The 17,655-nt window shown below is 70.4% G+C and carries 14 protein-coding genes, 1 tRNA gene and 1 pseudogene; 4 read left to right on the top strand and 12 right to left on the bottom strand.

Translation table 11 applies throughout. The features are described from left to right. Positions 1–46: 46 nt before the first annotated feature. Together ABZT03_RS39260 and ABZT03_RS39255 are read right to left on the bottom strand one after the other, a co-directional pair. Entirely contained in the window at positions 47–871 is an 825-nt protein-coding gene (locus tag ABZT03_RS39260) for a helix-turn-helix domain-containing protein (protein WP_356048323.1), read from the bottom strand. A gap of 86 nt (positions 872–957) precedes the next feature. Next, positions 958–1,041 (bottom strand) — tRNA-Leu (locus ABZT03_RS39255). A gap of 103 nt (positions 1,042–1,144) precedes the next feature. Here ABZT03_RS39255 and ABZT03_RS39250 point away from each other — a divergent pair. Beyond that, complete coding sequence (locus ABZT03_RS39250) at positions 1,145–1,801, top strand: response regulator (RefSeq protein ID WP_356048322.1); 657 nt, start codon at positions 1,145–1,147, stop codon at positions 1,799–1,801. An 86-nt stretch (positions 1,802–1,887) separates the two neighbouring features. On the opposite strand, the gene ABZT03_RS39245 is transcribed toward ABZT03_RS39250, so the two are convergent. The 9 genes from ABZT03_RS39245 to ABZT03_RS39205 all read right to left on the bottom strand — a co-directional run bounded on the left by ABZT03_RS39245 (position 1,888) and on the right by ABZT03_RS39205 (position 11,897). Next, positions 1,888–2,604, bottom strand: a complete 717-nt coding sequence (locus tag ABZT03_RS39245; protein WP_356048320.1) for an ABC transporter ATP-binding protein — start codon at positions 2,602–2,604, stop codon at positions 1,888–1,890. Continuing rightward, entirely contained in the window at positions 2,601–3,512 is a 912-nt protein-coding gene (locus tag ABZT03_RS39240; RefSeq protein WP_356048319.1) for an ABC transporter ATP-binding protein, read from the bottom strand. The genes ABZT03_RS39245 and ABZT03_RS39240 overlap by 4 nt, the downstream gene beginning before the upstream one ends. Before the next feature lie 5 nt (positions 3,513–3,517). After that, positions 3,518–5,344, bottom strand: coding sequence for a branched-chain amino acid ABC transporter permease (locus ABZT03_RS39235; RefSeq protein ID WP_356048317.1), 1,827 nt, complete (start codon positions 5,342–5,344; stop codon positions 3,518–3,520). Between the two features lie 5 nt (positions 5,345–5,349). Further along, positions 5,350–6,282, bottom strand: a complete 933-nt coding sequence (locus tag ABZT03_RS39230) for a branched-chain amino acid ABC transporter permease (protein ID WP_356048315.1) — start codon at positions 6,280–6,282, stop codon at positions 5,350–5,352. A 113-nt stretch (positions 6,283–6,395) separates the two neighbouring features. Beyond that, a complete protein-coding gene (locus tag ABZT03_RS39225; RefSeq protein WP_356048313.1) occupies positions 6,396–7,625 on the bottom strand; it encodes a branched-chain amino acid ABC transporter substrate-binding protein in 1,230 nt (409 codons plus the stop codon). Between the two features lie 287 nt (positions 7,626–7,912). Next, positions 7,913–8,530, bottom strand: a complete 618-nt coding sequence (locus ABZT03_RS39220; protein WP_356048311.1) for a Tat pathway signal sequence domain protein — start codon at positions 8,528–8,530, stop codon at positions 7,913–7,915. Then, positions 8,527–8,961 carry a hypothetical protein gene (locus ABZT03_RS39215; protein ID WP_356048309.1) on the bottom strand — a complete coding sequence of 145 codons (435 nt, stop codon included), beginning with the start codon at positions 8,959–8,961 and terminating at the stop codon, positions 8,527–8,529. The genes ABZT03_RS39220 and ABZT03_RS39215 overlap by 4 nt, the downstream gene beginning before the upstream one ends. 112 nt (positions 8,962–9,073) lie before the next feature. Further along, positions 9,074–9,562, bottom strand: coding sequence for a hotdog fold thioesterase (locus ABZT03_RS39210; protein WP_356048308.1), 489 nt, complete (start codon positions 9,560–9,562; stop codon positions 9,074–9,076). A 55-nt stretch (positions 9,563–9,617) separates the two neighbouring features. Then, positions 9,618–11,897, bottom strand: coding sequence for an FdhF/YdeP family oxidoreductase (locus ABZT03_RS39205; protein WP_356048306.1), 2,280 nt, complete (start codon positions 11,895–11,897; stop codon positions 9,618–9,620). Positions 11,898–12,112: 215 nt separating this feature from the next. Here ABZT03_RS39205 and polA point away from each other — a divergent pair, with 215 nt between their 5' ends. Both polA and ABZT03_RS39195 read left to right on the top strand, forming a co-directional pair. Next, positions 12,113–14,839, top strand: a complete 2,727-nt coding sequence (gene polA, locus ABZT03_RS39200) for a DNA polymerase I (RefSeq protein WP_356048304.1) — start codon at positions 12,113–12,115, stop codon at positions 14,837–14,839. A gap of 524 nt (positions 14,840–15,363) precedes the next feature. Next, positions 15,364–16,062 carry a hypothetical protein gene (locus tag ABZT03_RS39195; protein ID WP_356048302.1) on the top strand — a complete coding sequence of 233 codons (699 nt, stop codon included), beginning with the start codon at positions 15,364–15,366 and terminating at the stop codon, positions 16,060–16,062. On the opposite strand, the gene ABZT03_RS39190 is transcribed toward ABZT03_RS39195, so the two are convergent. Continuing rightward, on the bottom strand, positions 15,980–16,840 hold the full coding sequence (locus tag ABZT03_RS39190; protein WP_356048300.1) for a DUF4184 family protein: 861 nt from the start codon (positions 16,838–16,840) through the stop codon (positions 15,980–15,982). The two genes, ABZT03_RS39195 and ABZT03_RS39190, sit on opposite strands and share 83 nt — an antisense overlap. Positions 16,841–17,225: 385 nt before the next feature. Here ABZT03_RS39190 and ABZT03_RS39185 point away from each other — a divergent pair. Then, a pseudogene (locus ABZT03_RS39185) lies at positions 17,226–17,655 on the top strand (lytic transglycosylase); the annotation flags it as partial.

Genomic DNA, 17,655 nt, shown 5'->3' with positions numbered 1-17,655 from the left:
TGGAAAGAGGCACTGAACCAGTTCTCACTCTTCTTCGAGGACCGGCTCAGCATCCAATGAAACCAACCGACTTACACAAGATCGCTGACACGCCCCCGACGTGGGCGTCCATGAGGGCTACGGAGGCTTTGCGGGCAGTGGAGATGTTGTACGGGCTGCCGTGCCGGGTGCAGTGGGTCCACTCGACGCCGAGCTTGTCCAGAGTGTCGGTGTAGAGCCTGCGGATGTCCTCGGACACGTTGGTGAAGAGGTACCTCGGATATTCGTAGCGCTTGCGCTCCCCGCCGACCATTCGGGTCGTCCAGTTGGTGATACGGCAGCCGTCCGAGTGGACGAGACCGCGGACGAGATCCCAGGGGTGGGCGTCGACGATCCCTTGCTGCCAGGACTCGAGGGTGATCACTCGCTCGTGCTTCTTGCCGGGACCGTGCTGGGGGAACATGCAGTACATGTGCTTGGAGTAGACCTTTACGTTGCTGCAGCCGGTTCGGCGGACGCGGCATACCGAGTTGTCCGGGAAGACCGCGCGCATGGCTCGTTCGCAGTCGTCCATGAGTCCGGTCCACGACTCAGTGCACGTGATCATGAGGTTCGGTACGCGGTGCTCGGAGTGGTGGCTGATGTGGCCATCGCCGAGATAGAGGCCGAGGAGGTAGCTATAGGCCGGCTCGTCGAGCTGCCGGCCGTCGCATCGGGGGCACCTGGGATCGCGCTTGCCCGGACACTCGTTTCGCCTCGCACGGTCCAGATGCTTCCAATAGCCGATCGTTCCGAGCGGAACGTTGAGGCTCCGGGCCACCTCCGCGTTCTTCGAGCCATTGCGGAGCAGTGTGAGGGCCCTCTGTCGCACGTCAGTGCCATGAAAGTCCATGCTGCCACTTTGAGTCACTACCAGTAACTCCATGCAGCGAAAAGCGGAGGATCACGCGAACGTGATCCTCCGCTTCGATCCCGAAGTGCCCGGTGTGGGATTCGAACCCACATGCCCTAAGGCACGGTGGTTTGAGCACCGCGAGTCTGACCAGATTCCTCCAACCGGGCGGGTCGTGGAACTGTTGGGAAGTGTACCGGGTGACCAGCTGATGCTGCAGCTAGGTAGGCTGCTGGCAGCAGTATCGCCCGCCCTGGAACAAGGAGCGCCCCCGTGACCGCCCCCGAGTCGCCCCAGCCCGTGGACGCGCCCGACGACGACAAGTCGCACGTGCCTCCGCTGACGACCCGTGTCGTCATCGCCGAGGACGAGGCCCTGATCCGGCTCGACCTCAAGGAGATGCTGGAGGAGGAGGGCTACAGCGTCGTCGGCGAGGCCGGTGACGGTGAGGCGGCCGTGGAGCTGGCCCGTGAGCACAGGCCCGACCTGGTGATCCTCGACGTGAAGATGCCGAAGCTGGACGGCATCTCGGCGGCCGAGAAGATCGCCGAGGAGCGTATCGCCCCGGTGCTGATGCTGACCGCGTTCTCCCAGCGCGACCTGGTCGAGCGGGCGAGGGACGCGGGTGCGATGGCGTACCTGGTCAAGCCGTTCAGCAAGAGTGACGTGGTGCCGGCGATCGAGATGGCGGTGTCGCGGTTCACGGAGCTGAAGGAGCTGGAGAACGAGGTCGCGGACCTCACGCTGCGGCTGGAGACGCGCAAGCTGGTGGACCGTGCGAAGTCGATCCTCCAGACGGAGTACGGGCTGACGGAGCCGGCCGCGTTCCGGTGGATCCAGAAGACGTCGATGGACCGGCGGATGTCGATGCAGCAGGTGGCGGAGGCGGTCATTCAGGACGCCGACGAGAAGAAGGCGTCCAAGGGCTGATCTCCCCTGACCCGCGTATGCGACGAGGCCCGCGCCCCTGAGAACTCGGGGTGCGGGCCTCGTCGTACGCCGTCGGTGGCGGGGTGTCAGTCCTCGCCGAGGTACGCCTTGCGTACGGACTCGTCGTGCAGGAGGTCCTGTCCGCTGCCGGAGAGGACGATGTTGCCGACCTCCATGACGTGGCCGTGGTTGGCGAGGGAGAGGGCCGCCTGGGCGTTCTGCTCGACGAGCAGGATGGTGGTGCCCTGGGACTTGAGTTCGGCGATGGTCGCCATGATCTTCTGCATCATGATCGGGGAGAGGCCCATGGAGGGCTCGTCGAGCATGAGCAGTTTGGGCTGGGACATGAGGGCGCGGCCCATGGCGAGCATCTGCTGTTCGCCGCCGGAGAGGGTGCCCGCGGCCTGCTTGCGGCGCTCCCCGAGGATGGGGAACAGGTCGTAGGAGCGCTGGATGTCCTTCTCGATGCCCGCTCTGTCGTTGCGGAGGAAGGCGCCGAGGCGGAGGTTGTCCTCGATGGTCATGCGGGGGAAGATGTGCCGGCCCTCGGGGGAGTGGGCGAGTCCGAGGGAGACGATCTCGTGCGCGGGGGTCTTCTTGAGGGACTTCCCGTTGAACTTGATCTGGCCACCGACGGGCTTGAGCAGTCCGGAGAGGGTGCGCAGGGTGGTGGTCTTGCCGGCGCCGTTGGTGCCGATGAGGGTGACGACCTCGCCTGCTTCGACCTTGAAGGAGATGCCCTTGACGGCTTCGATCTTGCCGTAGGCGACGCGGAGGTCCTCCACCTCGAGGAGTGCGGTCATCGGTCGTTCTCCTTGACGGGCGCGGCGTCCGTCGTGGTGTCGGCGGTCGCTTCGGCGGCTTCGACTTCGGTGGTCTCGTCGGTGCCGGGGGCTTCTTCGAAGGGTTCACCGAGGTAGGCGGCGACGACGCGTTCGTCGCCCTGGACGGTGGCGCTGTCGCCTTCGATGAGTTTCTCGCCCTGGACGAGGACGGCGACGCGGTCGCAGAGGTTGAAGATGAACCGCATGTCGTGCTCGATGACGAGGACGGCGATGCCCTTGTCGCGGATGGCGAAGACGAGTTCCTCGGTGGCGCGGGTCTCCTGGGGGTTCATCCCGGCGGTGGGTTCGTCCAGGAGGAGGAGACCGGGGTCGCTGGCGAGGGCGCGGGCGATCTCGAGCTTGCGCTGCTCGCCGTAGGGGAGGTTGCGGGAGAGGTGTTCGGCCTTGCTGGCGAGACCGACGAACTCCAGGAGCTCCATGGCGCGTTCGCGGCTGGCGCGCTCCGCGCGGTGGAAGCTGGGGAGCCGTAGGACGGCCGACCAGAAGCCTTCTTTTGTGCGGGTGTGGCGGCCGACGAGGACGTTCTCCAGGACGGTCATGTTGCCGAAGAGCCGGATGTTCTGGAAGGTGCGGGCGATGCCTGCGGCGGTGACCTTGAACGACTTGGGCGGCAGGACGGCGCCCTTGTAGCGGACCTCTCCCTCGGTGGGGATGTAGAGGCCGGTGAGGCAGTTGAAGAAGGTCGTCTTGCCGGCGCCGTTGGGGCCGATGAGGCCGACGATCTCGCCGCTGTGCACGGTGAGGTCGACGTTGCGTACGGCGGTGAGGCCGCCGAAGCGCATGGTGACGCCGCGTGCGTCGAGGACGGTTTCGCCGGGGGCGGTCGCGCCCGGGGTGGCGTCCTTGGTGGTGGTGTCGGTGGTCATCGGTGTCAGGCCCCCGTCTTGCTCAGGACTGTGGGTGCTTCGGCGTCCTCGTGGAATTCGAGTTGGCGGCGCCGGTTGGGGATGAGGCCTTCCGGGCGGAAGCGCATCAGGAGGATCAGGGCGAGGCCGAAGGCGAAGAGCTGGTAGTCGCCGAGGAACTGGAGCTTGTTGGGGATGAGGAAGAGCAGGGACGCACCGATGAGCGGGCCGCTGATGGTGCCCATGCCGCCGAGGACGACGGCGGCGAGCAGGAAGGCGGAGTTGGGCGGGATGGGGCCGGCGAAGACGTACTGCTCGGGGGTCACGGTGTAGGTGACGTGGGCCTGTACGGTGCCGGCGAGGCCGGCGAGGGAGGCGCCGACGGCGAAGGCGATGAGCTTGACGCGGAAGCCGTTGATGCCCATGGCGAGGGCGGCGGTCTCGTCCTCGCGGATGGCGACCCAGGCGCGGCCGATGCGGGAGTCGCCGCTGCGTCGGAACACGGTCACGACGATGGCGGTGATGATCAGCATCAGGAAGAAGTAGTTCGCGAATCGGCCGATGGAGAAGCCGGCGATGGTGTGGACGGTTCCGAAGTCGAACCCGAGGATGTCGAGGTTCGGGATGGAGGAGATGCCGTTGGACCCGTTGGTGATGTCGGGGCCGGAGGTGCCGTCGAGGTTGTTGGCGGTGATGCGGAAGATCTCTCCGAAGCCCAGGGTGACGATCGCGAGGTAGTCGCCGCGCAGTCGCAGGGTGGGCGCGCCGATGAGGACGCCGAAGACGAGTGAGGCGGCGGTGCCGACCAGGGCGGCGGCCCAGAACGGGAAGTGGACGCCGAAGGGGGAGCTGGGGGAGCCGGAGACCAGGGAGGCGGCGTAGGCGCCGACACCGAGGAAGGCGACGTAACCGAGGTCGAGGAGGCCGGCGAGGCCGACGACGATGTTCAGGCCGAGGGCGACGGTGGCGAAGATGAGGATGTAGACGCCGACGGTCGCGTACTGGTCGTCGGTCTGGGTGAAGGGGAACATCGCGGCGGCGATGAAGGCGCCGCAGGTGGTGATGTTCTGGTGCCGGGCGGTGATCTGGCTCGCCTGGGCGACGAGGCCCGACTTGTTGAGGGCGGCGAAGCCGAGGCCGGCGGTGATGAGGAAGCCGACGAACAGTTCGTCGTACTCGGTGCCGATGCCGTAGGTGAACACGGTGAGGCCGAGGGCGAGGACCGCGACGATGATCAGGATCTCGCCGTAGGAGGGGAGCTTGCCGACGGGCCGGGCGGGGCCGGAGGCGAAGGCGGCCTTGACGGTCTCCCACTGGTGGGCGGCCCGGTGCTTGGTGTGCTCCCACGAGGTGTCGTCGGGGTCGATCGGGTCGGCCGCGGGGTGCTCGAAGGGCAGGGCGAGGGCGCCGAGGAGGGCGGCGAGGCTGCCCAGGGCGACGAGGTAGCCGCCGAGTTCGAGGTTGACGACACCGCCGAGGTCGGTGCTGATCGCGATGACCGTGTACCAGCTGGTGGCGAAGGTGGCGAGTGCGGCGAACTTGATGGCGCCGTCGGCGCCGGCGGGGATGAGCCAGCCGAGGCCCTTGAGGCCGTAGGAGGCGAGGGCGAAGAGGGTGGTGAGGAGGCCGCCGATGAGGACGAGGACCTGGAGGCCGCCGGGGTAGCCGTAGACGGTGAGGTCGCCGGGGAAGGCGGAGGTCCAGGTCCAGGCGAGGAAGGTGGAGATGATGGTGAGGATGCCGCCGCCGGTGACGAGGGCACGGGCGATGTGCGCCGGGATGCCGATGAGGCCGGCCGGTGCGGAAGCGGTGTTGTCGAGCGGCGCTTCGGGTGCGGTGGTCTGTGTCGTCATCGGTGTCACGCCCTGTCGGCGACGCGCTCGCCCAGCAGACCTTGTGGCCGCAGCAGGAGCACGAGGATGAGGAGTACGAAGGCCCAGACGTCGGCCCAGGCGTTGCTGCCGAACTGGCCCATGCCGGGGATGTCGGCGATGTAGGCGGTGGCCAGCGTTTCGGCGATGCCGAGGACGATGCCGCCGATCATGGCTCCGTAGATGTTGCCGATGCCGCCGAGGACGGCCGCGGTGAAGGCCTTGAGGCCGAGCAGGAAGCCCATCGTGAAGGAGATCTGGCCGTACTTGAGGCCGTAGGCGACGCCTCCGACGGCGGCGAAGGTGGCGCCGAGGGCGAAGGCGACCACGATGATGCGGTCGGTGTTGACACCCATGAGCTTGGCGGTGTCGGGGTCCTGGGCGGTGGCCTGCATACCGCGTCCGGTGCGGGTCTTCATGACGAAGTAGCCGAGGACGGCCATGCTGATGGGGGCGGCGATGAGCAGGAAGACGTCACCGGTCTGGATGGTGACGTTGCCGATCTCGAAGGGGCCGCCGTCGATCTGCGGGAAGACGCGGGCGGACTTGGCCTCGGGGTACCAGGCCCAGACGGCCTGCTGGAGGGCGAGGGAGAGGCCGATCGCGGTGATGAGCGGGGCGAGGCGGGGTGCGTTGCGAAGGGGACGGTAGGCGAACCGTTCCGCTCCCACGGCGACGGTCACCGAGACCATCACGGCTCCGACGAGCATCAGCGGCAGGGCTATCGCCATGGATGTGCCGTCGGGGAGTACGTACACGTAGACCGTGAGAGCGCCGAACGCTCCGGTCATGAAGATCTCGCCGTGGGCGAAGTTGATGAGCTGGACAATGCCATAGACCATTGTGTAGCCGATGGCGACAAGGCCGTACATGGATCCCAGTAGCAGGCCGTTGACCAGCTGCTGCGGCAGTTCGTTCACCGCATGTCCTCCGAGACGGTTCGGATGTTTCGACGGGGGGCCGGATGCGAGTCCGCGCGGGGCGCCTGTGGAACAGCGCCCCGCGCGGCTCAGCTGTGGTGCGGGTGTGGGTGTCAGCCGGTGTAGGTGCCGGACTTGACGGCCTTCCAGGCACCGTTCTCGATGGCGTAGACGGTGAGCTGCTTGTTGGTGGCGTCGCCGAACTCGTCGAAGGAGACCTTGCCGGTCACGCCGTCGAAGGAGACGTTCTGGACGGCGGCGGTGATCTTCGCGCGGGCGTCGTCGGGGACCTTGCCGTCGTTGTCGTCGACGACCTTCTTGACGGCCTCGATGATCGACCAGGCGGAGTCGTAGGAGTAGCCGCCGTAGGCGCCGTACTCCTCCTTGTAGCCGCCGGCCTTGTAGTTGGCGACGAACTCCTTCGCGGAGGCGAGGGTCTCGACGGGGGCGCCGACGGAGGTGGCGAGGTCGCCGGTGGCGGAGCTGCCGGCCAGCTTGATGTAGTCCTCGGCGTAGATGCCGTCGCCGCCGACGACGGGGATCTTGGCGCCGGCGGCCTTGATCTGCTTGCTCAGCGGGCCGGCCTGCGGGTACTCGCCGCCGTAGTAGACGACGTCGGCGCCGGAGTTCTTCACCTGGGTGGCGACGGCGGAGAAGTCCTTGCTGTCCGGGTTGATGTGCTGGGTGCCGGCGATCTTGCCGCCGAGCTTCTTGAACTCCTCGGTGAAGGTGCCCGCGAGGCCGGCGCCGTAGGTCTTCTTGTCGTCGATGACGAAGACCTTCTTCTTCTTGGCGTCGTTGAAGACGTACTGGGCGGCGAACGGGCCCTGGATGGCGTCCGTGGTCGCGGTGCGGAAGTACGACTTGTAGGCGCGCGCCTTCTTCGTCTGCCAGTCGGTGCCCTGGGTCAGCGCCGGGTTGGTGTTGGCCGGCGAGACCTCGACGAGCTTGGCGTCGTCGAAGACCTTCTGCATCGACTCGGCGACGGAGGAGTTCAGCGGGCCGACCACGCCGAGGACGCTCTTGTCGGCGACCAGTGCGGTGGCGTTCTGCTGGCCCGCGGAGGGCTGCGCCTGGTCGTCCTTGGCGACGATCTTGAAGGTGACGCCCTTGACGTAGTTCTGCTTGTTGGCGGTCTTGGCCGCCAGATCCACGGAGTTCCTGATGCCCAGGCCGAGCGCGGACAGGTCGCCGGTCAGCGGGGCGTCGACTCCGATGGTGACGGTGGTGCCGCCGCCGTTGTCGGAGCCCTTGTCGTTGCTGTCGCGCGAGCCGCAGGCCGTGAGGGTGAGTGCTCCCGCAGACAGCGCGGCGGTGATGGCGATGAGCGAACGTTGACGCACGTTCCAGTCCTTTCCCTGGGCGGCCCTCCCCCCTGGAAGAGACCGAGTCGGCGCCCGGACCGAGGTGACTTTCCGGTGGCGCGGTGACTGGCCGTGACTCTAAGCGTGGGTGGGGAACATGGAGGAGGGTCTGGGGGAGGCTGTGACTCTCTTGTTATGACACGAGGTAATGCAGAGCGGTGCTCGATGGGCGGAACAGTGGAATTACAGCCGATTCGCCCTGTCCACATAGTGAGAACCCGCAGGACCCGCCCGCCGCGGTTCAGGCGTCTCAGGTGTTTTGGTAATTACCGGGAATCGTTGCCGCAGGCGACCTGCAGGGCGGCCGAGAGGTGCCGCGCATAGCGCGGGCCGGGGATGTAGCTGTAGTCCTGTATTGCGCGCGTATTACGTAGAGTTACGTCCAGGAAAGGCAGTCCGGCGTCCTTCGGCGCCTTTCCGCAGTCCGTCACGTGCATGGTGATGACGATTTTCCGGCCGGTGCCCGCCCGGGTCCGGAACGGGGCGCGGGGGGCCGAGGTCAGGGACACTCCGGCGTAGGGCTGCGACAGGCGGGTCACCGTGACCGGCGGGCCGGACTCCACGCTCAGCAGCACCGCGAAACTGAAGCTCCTCGGCCGCACCCCCCTCGGCGTGACCACGTCGTCGAGATAGGTGACGTCGACGACCTGGGAGGGGTACGGCGCCTCGGGCGGCGGCGGCGTTCGCGGCCGGGTCGCGAAGAGCCAGGTGCCGCCGGCGAGCAGGAGCGCGGCCAGCGCCGCGGCGCGCACCGGGCGGCGGTGACGGGCGTACCAGTGGGTGAGACGCGCGCCCGAACTCCGATGCGGGGCAGGAGAGTTCGGCTCGGGGGTGTCCTGTTCGCGGGTGCCCTCGCCCGGCTCGACCGGGCCGACGCCGCTCACTGCCACGGTCCGTCGCCCGGACCGCCGTCGCGGTACCACCGCGCGCAGCCCGCACGGGTCCGACGGTCGATCAACTCGTCGGCGGCCCGGGCGCCTTGACGTCTCTTCTCGGCCCGGGCCGCGTCCACCACGTCCCGCAGGATCTCGTACTGCCCGTTGGACAGACCCATCGACTGGTAGTCCCCGTAGGTGTGTTGGTCCAGCACCTCGCGCGACCAGTGGGCGACGATCCGCGCGCACAGGTCCTCGGGGGAGGTGGCGGCCGGCGCGGACGGGGCCCGTGTGCCGGGCGCGGGGGCGGTGCGCCGGGCCGTCGTGGTGTCCGTGCCGGCCGGCCCCGCGCACCCGGTGGCCAGGGCGCCCGCCATCAGCGCCAGGGCCAGGGCGAAGCCGCGCGCGGCGCCCGGTCGCGGGGTTCCTCCCGTTTCCATGCGCATGACGCTAGGGCCTGTGCGGCGGATCGGGCCAGGGGTACGGGCCGCGCGGCACTCCGGTGGTCCGGTGCGGCCGCCGCGGGGGACCGGAGACGGCCGCGGGGTCCGGTCAGCCGGCCGTGCGCACCCGCTGTTCGTCGCCCGGAGTCACATCCCGCAGGAGGCAGGTGAGCCGTGCGGTGCACACGCGCCGGCCCTCCTCGTCGCTGATCACGATCTCGTACGTCGCCGTGGAGCGTCCCCGGTGCACGGGTGTGGCCACTCCGGTGACCAGGCCGGAGCGGGCCCCGCGGTGGTGGGTGCAGTTCAGGTCGACGCCGACGGCGATCTTGGAGCTGCCGCCGTGCAGCATCGAGCCGACCGAGCCCAGCGTCTCGGCCAGTACCGCGGAGGCGCCGCCGTGCAGCAGGCCGTAGGGCTGGGTGTTGCCCTCCACCGGCATGGTGCCGACCACGCGGTCCGCGGACGCCTCCACGATCTGCACGCCCATGCGCGTCCCGAGATGGCCCGCGGAGAACAGGGCGGGCAGGTCGACGCCGAGCGCGGCGTACTCCTCGACGATCTCCTGCGGGAACTTCACGTGGTGCTGCTCGCCCATGGGTCCGGCTCCGTTTCTCATGACCAGTACGCCTGCTCGTCCACTGAGCAAACGCTCAGTCGGTCGCCGATTGTTCCAGACGCACCACCACGGACTTGCTGGCCGGGGTGTTGCTCGTGTCGGCGGTGGCGTCCAGCGGGACCAGCACGTTGGTCTCCGGGTAGTACGCGGCGGCGCAGCCCCGGGCGGTGGGGTAGTGCACCACGCGGAAACCGGGCGCCCGCCGCTCCACCCCGTCCCTCCACTCGCTCACCAGGTCGACGTAGGAGCCCTCGGCGACCCGCAGGGCGCGGGCGTCCTCCGGGTTCACCAGGACCACCCGGCGCCCGTTGGTGATGCCCCGGTAGCGGTCGTCGAGGCCGTAGATCGTGGTGTTGTACTGGTCGTGCGAGCGCAGCGTCTGCAGCAGCAGCCGACCCTCGGGCAGCGCGGGGTACTCGACCGGGGCGGCGGTGAAGTTGGCCTTCCCGGTCGCGGTCGGGAAGCGGCGCTCGTCGCGCGGGGCGTGCGGCAGGGCGAAACCGCCCGGACGCGCCACGCGCGCGTTGAAGTCCTCGAAGCCCGGGATCACCCGCGCGATGCGGTCGCGGATCGTGGCGTAGTCCTTCTCGAACTCCTCCCAGCCGACCTTGCTGTTCGTGCCCAGCACCCGGCGCGCCAGCCGGCAGACTATGGCCGGCTCGGACAGCAGGTGCGTGCTCGCCGGCTCCAGGCGGCCCCGGGAGGCGTGCACCATGCCCATGGAGTCCTCGACGGTCACGAACTGCTCGCCGCCGCCCTGGAGATCGCGCTCGGTGCGCCCGAGGGTCGGCAGGATCAGCGCGCGGGCGCCGGTGACGACATGGGAGCGGTTGAGCTTGGTCGACACGTGCACGGTCAGCCGCGCGCGCCGCATGGCGGCCTCGGTGACCTCCGTGTCGGGCGAGGCGGAGACGAAGTTGCCGCCCATGGCGAAGAAGACCTTCGCGTCGCCGTCGCGCAGGGCGCGGATCGCGCGGACGACGTCGTAGCCGTGCTCACGCGGCGGCGCGAAGCCGAACTCCTTCTCCAGGGCGTCCAGGAAGGCGGGGGCGGGACGTTCGAATATGCCCATCGTGCGGTCGCCCTGCACGTTCGAGTGGCCGCGCACCGGGCACACGCCCGCGCCCGGGCGGCCGATGTTGCCGCGCAGCAGAAGGAAGTTGACGACCTCGCGGATCGTCGGCACCGAGTGCTTGTGCTGGGTGAGGCCCATCGCCCAGCACACGATGGTGCGCCGCGAGGCGAGCACCATGCGCAGGGCCTCCTCGATCTCCGCGCGCGTGAGGCCGGTCGCGGTGAGCGTCTGCTCCCAGTCCGCGTCGCGGGCGGACGCGGCGAACTCCTCGAAGCCGTGGGTGTGGTCGCGCACGAACTCCTCGTCCACCGCGCCCTCGGTCTCCAGGACCAGCTTGTTCAGGAGACGGAACAGGGCCTGGTCGCCGCCGATGCGGATCTGCAGGAACAGGTCGGTGAGGGCGGCCCCCCTGAGCATGCCCTGCGGGGTCTGCGGGTTCTTGAAGCGCTCCAGGCCGGCCTCGGGCAGCGGGTTGACGCTGATGATCCTCGCGCCGTTGGCCTTCGCCTTCTCCAGGGCGGACAGCATGCGGGGGTGGTTGGTGCCGGGGTTCTGGCCGGCGACCACGATCAGGTCGGCCTTGTAGAGGTCCTCCAGCAGGACGCTGCCCTTGCCGACGCCGATGGTCTGCGACAGGGCCGAGCCGGACGACTCGTGGCACATGTTCGAGCAGTCGGGCAGGTTGTTGGTGCCGAGCTCCCGCGCGAACAGCTGGTAGAGGAAGGCGGCCTCGTTGCTGGTGCGTCCCGAGGTGTAGAACAGCGCCTCGTCCGGGGAGGCGAGGGCGGCGATCTCCTCGGCGACGATGTCGAAGGCGCGCTCCCACGTCACCGGTTCGTAGTGCTCGGCCCCCTCGGGCAGGTACATCGGGTGTGTCAGGCGGCCCTGCTGGCCCAGCCAGTAACCGCTGCGGCCGGCGAGGTCGGCGACGGGGTGCGCGGCGAAGAACTCCGGGGTGACCCGGCGCAGCGTGGCCTCCTCCGCGACGGCCTTCGCGCCGTTCTCGCAGAACTCCGCCGCGTGCCGGTGCTCCGGCTCCGGCCAGGCGCAGCCCGGGCAGTCGAAGCCGTCCTTCTGGTTGACGCGCAGCAGGGTCAGCGCGGTGCGCTTCACCCCCATCTGCCGCTGGGCGACGCGCAGGGTGTGACCGATGGCCGGGAGCCCCGCCGCCGCGTGTTTGGGGCCGGCGACCTGCGGCGCGTCCTGAACCGGATCACCCTTGGGGGGCTTGGCTGCCATCGCGGCACTCTCCTTCACATTCGCCGGTGCGGGTGCCGCGTCCTTCGGGTGGCACCCCGGGATCCTCGCACGCGCCGACGACATCGATCACGGCCGGGCGGGCCCGGGACCGGAGGGACGAGAACGGGGCGCGGGCGGTACGGCGAGGGGCGCGGGGCCCCGCTCGCGGGTGGGGCCGGGTCCGGCTGTCAGTGGGGCGTGGCAGGATCGGGGGCGTGGCAGAGACAGCATCGAAGAAGACGGACCGGACCTCCGGAGACAGCCGCCCGCGGCTCATGCTCATGGACGGGCACTCGCTGGCCTACCGCGCGTTCTTCGCGCTGCCCGCGGAGAACTTCACCACCGCGACCGGGCAGCCGACGAACGCGATCTACGGCTTCGCGTCGATGCTGGCCAACACGCTGCGTGACGAGTCGCCCACGCACTTCGCGGTGGCCTTCGACGTGTCCCGCAAGACCTGGCGGTCCGAGGAGTTCACGGAGTACAAGGCCAACCGCTCCAAGACGCCGGACGAGTTCAAGGGTCAGGTCGAGCTGATCGGCGAGCTCCTCGACGCGATGCACGTCTCGCGGTTCGCGGTCGACGGCTTCGAGGCGGACGACGTCATCGCCACGCTCGCCACCCGGGCCGAGGCCGAGGGCTTCGACGTGCTGATCGTCACCGGCGACCGGGACTCCTTCCAGCTGGTGTCCGAGCACACCACGGTGCTGTATCCGACCAAGGGCGTCTCCGAACTCACCCGGTTCACCCCGGAGAAGGTCTTCGAGAAGTACGGGTTGACGCCCGCGCAGTACCCCGACTTCGCGGCCCTGCGCGGGGACCCGTCCGACAACCTCCCCGGCATCCCCGGCGTAGGCGAGAAGACCGCCGCGAAGTGGATCAACCAGTTCGGGTCGTTCGCGGAACTCGTCGAGCGCGTCGAGGAGGTCAAGGGCAAGGCCGGGCAGAACCTCCGCGACCACCTGGAGTCCGTCAAGCTCAACCGGCGGCTCACCGAGATGGTCCGGACCGTCGAACTGCCCGGCACCGTCACCGACCTCCAGCGCGCTCCCTACGACCGCCAGGGCCTCGCGATGGTCCTCGACACCCTGGAGATCAGGAACCCCTCGCTGCGCGAACGGCTGCTGGCCGTCGACCCGGGCGCCGAGGAGGCCGAGGAGACCCCGGTGCTCCTGGCCGGCGTCGAGCTCGACACCAGCGTCCTGGGCACCGGCGAGGTCGCGCCCTGGCTCGCCGAGCACGCCACCGAGGCCCTCGGGCTCGCCACGGTCGACACCTGGGCCCTCGGCACCGGTTCGATCGCGGAGGTCGCGCTCGCCGCGGCCCAGGGAGCGGCGGCCTGGTTCGACCCCTCCCAGCTGGACGAGAGCGACGAGGCGGCGTTCGCCGCGTGGCTCGCCGACGACGCCCGCCCCAAGGTGCTGCACAACGCCAAGGCCGTGATGCGGGTCGCCGCCGAGCACGGCTGGAGCGTCGCCGGCGTCACCATGGACACCGCGCTCGCCGCCTACCTCGTCAAGCCCGGCCGCCGCTCCTTCGACCTGGACGCGCTGTCCACGGAGTACCTGGGCCGGGAGCTGGCCCCCGCCGCCACGGCCGACGGGCAGCTCGCCTTCGGCGCCGACGACGGCGCGGAGGCCGAGGCGCTGATGGTGCAGGCCCGCGCCGTCCTCGACCTCGGGGCGGCCTTCACCAGCCGCCTTGAGGAGGTGGGCGCGGCCGACCTCCTGCGTGACGTGGAACTGCCCACGTCCGTCCTCCTGGCCCGGCTGGAGCGGTACGGCATCGCCGCCGACAAGGCCCATCTGGAGGCCATGGAGCAGATGTTCGCGGGCGCTGTCCAGCAGGCCGTGAAGGAAGCGCACGCGGCGGCCGGGCACGAGTTCAACCTCGGCTCGCCCAAGCAGCTCCAGGAAGTCCTGTTCGGCGAGCTCGGCCTGCCGAAGACGAAGAAGACCAAGACGGGCTACACCACCGACGCCGACGCCCTGGCCTGGCTGGCCGCCCAGACCGACAACGAACTGCCGGTCGTCATGCTCCGCCACCGCGAGCAGGCGAAGCTGCGCGTCACGGTCGAGGGCCTGATCAAGACGGTCGCGGCCGACGGCCGTATCCACACGACCTTCAACCAGACCGTCGCCGCGACCGGCCGGCTGTCCTCGACGGACCCGAACCTCCAGAACATCCCCGTACGCACGGACGAGGGCCGGGCGATCCGCCGCGGCTTCGTCGTCGGCGAGGGCTTCGAGTCCCTGATGACGGCCGACTACAGCCAGATCGAACTCCGTGTCATGGCGCACCTCTCGGAGGACGCCGGCCTGATCGAGGCCTTCACCTCCGGCGAGGACCTGCACACCACCGCGGCCTCGCAGGTCTTCGCGGTCGAGCGCTCCGCGGTGGACGCGGAGATGCGGCGCAAGATCAAGGCGATGTCCTACGGCCTGGCGTACGGGCTGTCGGCCTTCGGCCTCTCCCAGCAGCTGAACATCGAGGCGGCCGAGGCCCGCGCCCTCATGGACGCCTACTTCGAGCGGTTCGGCGGCGTACGGGACTATCTGCGCCGGGCCGTCGACGAGGCCAGGGCGACGGGCTACACCGCGACGCTCTTCGGGCGCCGCCGCTACCTCCCCGACCTCAACAGCGACAACCGCCAGCGCCGCGAGGCGGCCGAGCGCATGGCGCTGAACGCCCCCATCCAGGGCACCGCGGCGGACATCGTCAAGATCGCCATGCTCCACGTGGACCGGGCCCTGCGGGAAGCGGACCTCACCTCCCGCATGCTCCTCCAGGTGCACGACGAAATCGTCCTGGAGATCGCCCCCGGCGAGCGCCCGGCCGTGGAGGAACTGGTCCGCCGCGAAATGGCCGGCGCGGTCCAGCTCCGAGCCCCCCTCGACGTCTCGGTAGGAGTAGGCCCCGACTGGGAATCAGCAGCCCACTGACCCCGACACCGACCTCCCCGCGCCCTTCAGGGGCGCGGGGAACGGCGCGACCAGCCACGACGGACGGGCACGGACCGACAGCCGCGAGCCCCCGAAGGGCCCGCGGGGAACGGCGCGACCAGCCACGACGCACCGGGTACGAGCCCACCGGCAGCAAGCGACCCGTAGGGGCGCGGGGAACGGCGCGACAAACCACGACGGACGGGCACCTACCGACAGCGGCGAGCCCCCGAAGGGCTCGCGGGGAACGGCGCGACCAGCCACGACGCACCGGGTACGAGCCCACCGGCAGCAAGCGACCCGTAGGGGCGCGGGGAACGGCGCGACAAACCACGACGGACGGGCACCTACCGACAGCGGCGAGCCCCCGAAGGGCCCGCGGGGAACGGCGCGACCAGCCACAACCCACCCACAGCCACCCCACCACCCCCGTCGGCCGAGTGCCACACGCCCCCGCGGGGCCCGTCACTCCGCTGGCCCCCGCGAAGAAGCCCCCGCGAGCCCACCGCCGCGAGGATGCGGCCATGGGTATACGCATGCTCCATCGCCGAACGGCCCAGGCACGGACGCACGCCCAGGCGAACGCCGACGCGCTCCCGTGCACGCCCCGCCCACCGGTCCCGGTCCTCGCGGCCGGCGCAAGCACCGCCCGCATTCCCGCCGTCCCCCTGGCCCGGCCGCGCCAGGCCGCCACGGCCCTGCGCACCCGGCTCGCGCCCGCACGGGGCGCCGTACGCCTGCACGCGGCGCCCGACTGGCGCCTGTGGGCCGACCTGGGGCGCGGCTACCTGACCCTCGCCCTGACCAGGCTCGCGCGGCCACGCCCGCCCGCCACCGTCACGGTCTTCGTCGCACCCCCGGTCCCCGCCAGAACCCCCGGTGCCGCGGGAATCGCCGGCCCCCGGACCCCGGGCCCCGCACCGACCGGCCACATCACCGCCACCCCGAACGCCCCCGCAGACGGGGAAGGCCCTGACGCAGCGAACCGGACCGCCCCTGCCGCAGCAGACCGCGACACCCCAGCCGCAGCGACCGGAACCGCACCCCCCGCAGCAGACCGCAACACCCCCGCCGCACCGAACCGCAACACCCCCGCACCGGCGGACCCGAACACCCCCGCAGAGAACAAGGCCGGCCCCGTCAACGGGGACTCGACCCGCTCCGCTCCCGTGCCGCCTCTGCCCGAGCGTCGTCCGACGCCCCGGCCGGACGCCACAGCCTGATCCCGGCGGCGTACAGCACCACGCCCAGGAGCAGTCCCGCGCCCACCCCGAAGCACAGGGTCGGGATCACCTCCCAGGGCCTGGCCCCGGACCGCCGGTGCCCCCGCCACCGCGTCACCCGCTGCACCGCCCCCAGCAGCGCGCAGCCGCCGACCACGGCCGCGGCCACGTACCGGTCCCGTACCGACAGGGCCGCGAGGCCCGCTGGTTCGGCGGCCGCCGGCACCCGCCGCAGTGCGCGCACGACGAACGCGACGACCACGGCTGCGCCCACCGCGGAACTGCCGTACTGGAGGTACCAGTACACGGGGGAGCCCCGCAGCTCCCGGCCCAGGACGGGCAGCAGCCGTACTCCCCACCGGTCGTGGTGCGTGAAGGCGTCCCACACGACGTGGGTCAGCGCGCCGAGTGCCGCGGACAGGTACCACCACATCACCGACGACGGCCGCGGGCGCGTGCGCGGCGCCCCGCAGCGCAGCAGCGCGGCCGGCGGGCCCTGGCTCGCGCGCGGCAGCAGCGCCACCAGCGGTTCACGCACCAGCAGCCACAGTCCCGTCAGCGCCCAGGCGATGAGCACGTCGACGGTGAAGACACCCGCGACGGAGTGCGTGAAGCCCCCGAACTCCATCCCGCCCGACAGCACACTCGCCGCGAAGTAGGTCATGTCGGGAGCGAAGGAACCCGCCACGAGCACGGCGGGCACCAGGCGGCCCCGGCCGGTTCCGTCGGGACGCAGGGCGGGCAGGACGGCCGCCGCGTGGCTCAGTGTGAAGGGCAACGGAGCTCCTCGGGGCGGACGGTGGCCGGGTGTTCGGCCGGGAGATCACTGCGGTCCAGTATGGGCGACGCCGCCCCACCCCAACGTGACATGGCCAACCGGTGAAAACCGGGCGCGAACGGGTGCCCGAGAAAAGCAAGTTGTCGTAGGGTCGCCTGGGTCCCCGTGCCGGGCGGCGACGTCGAACGGCTGGGCGGAGCACTTACCGGCGCCACCGGGGCAACCTGCACCGCGAGTCGATCGTCACAACAGAACGAGCACACCTCACCGCACGGCACGGCGGGACGGCACGGCAGACGGGAAGAGGGCACGGCGGGGCGCGCGGAGCGCTCAGGCAGCGACAGACAGAGACGGGCGCTCGGGCGTCCACGGGAGGGTTCGGTATATGGCGGCGCAATTCGGCAGCAGGCTGCGCAAGGGAGCGGCGACGACCGCTGTGGCCGCGGTCGCGGTCGCGGCTCTGTCCGCGTCCCAGGCTCCGGGGGTGACGGTCGACGACACCGGCAGACAGACCACCGGTGCCCAGCCCGCGGCGGACGCGACCACCGCCGACGGGGGCGCCGCGACCGGCAACTCGCCGTACTACACGGACCTTCCGCCGCTGAAGAGCCCGAGCCCCGCGCCGACCATCGGCACCCCCGTCTCGCAGACGGAGGCCGAGGCGGGCATACCCGCGACCGTCCTGGACGCCTACAAGAAGGCCGAGGCTGAGCTGCGCGACACGAAGCCGGGCTGCAACCTGCCCTGGCAACTGCTCGCCGCCATCGGCAAGGTGGAGTCGGGGCAGGCCCGCGGTGGCCGCGTCGACGCGAACG

Origin of the sequence: Streptomyces sp. NPDC005574 (assembly GCF_040605435.1) — a bacterium.
Taxonomy (GTDB): domain Bacteria; phylum Actinomycetota; class Actinomycetes; order Streptomycetales; family Streptomycetaceae; genus Streptomyces.
The sequence above is the reverse complement of the archived record's forward strand: the minus strand, read 5'-3'. Positions and strand labels throughout refer to the sequence as shown.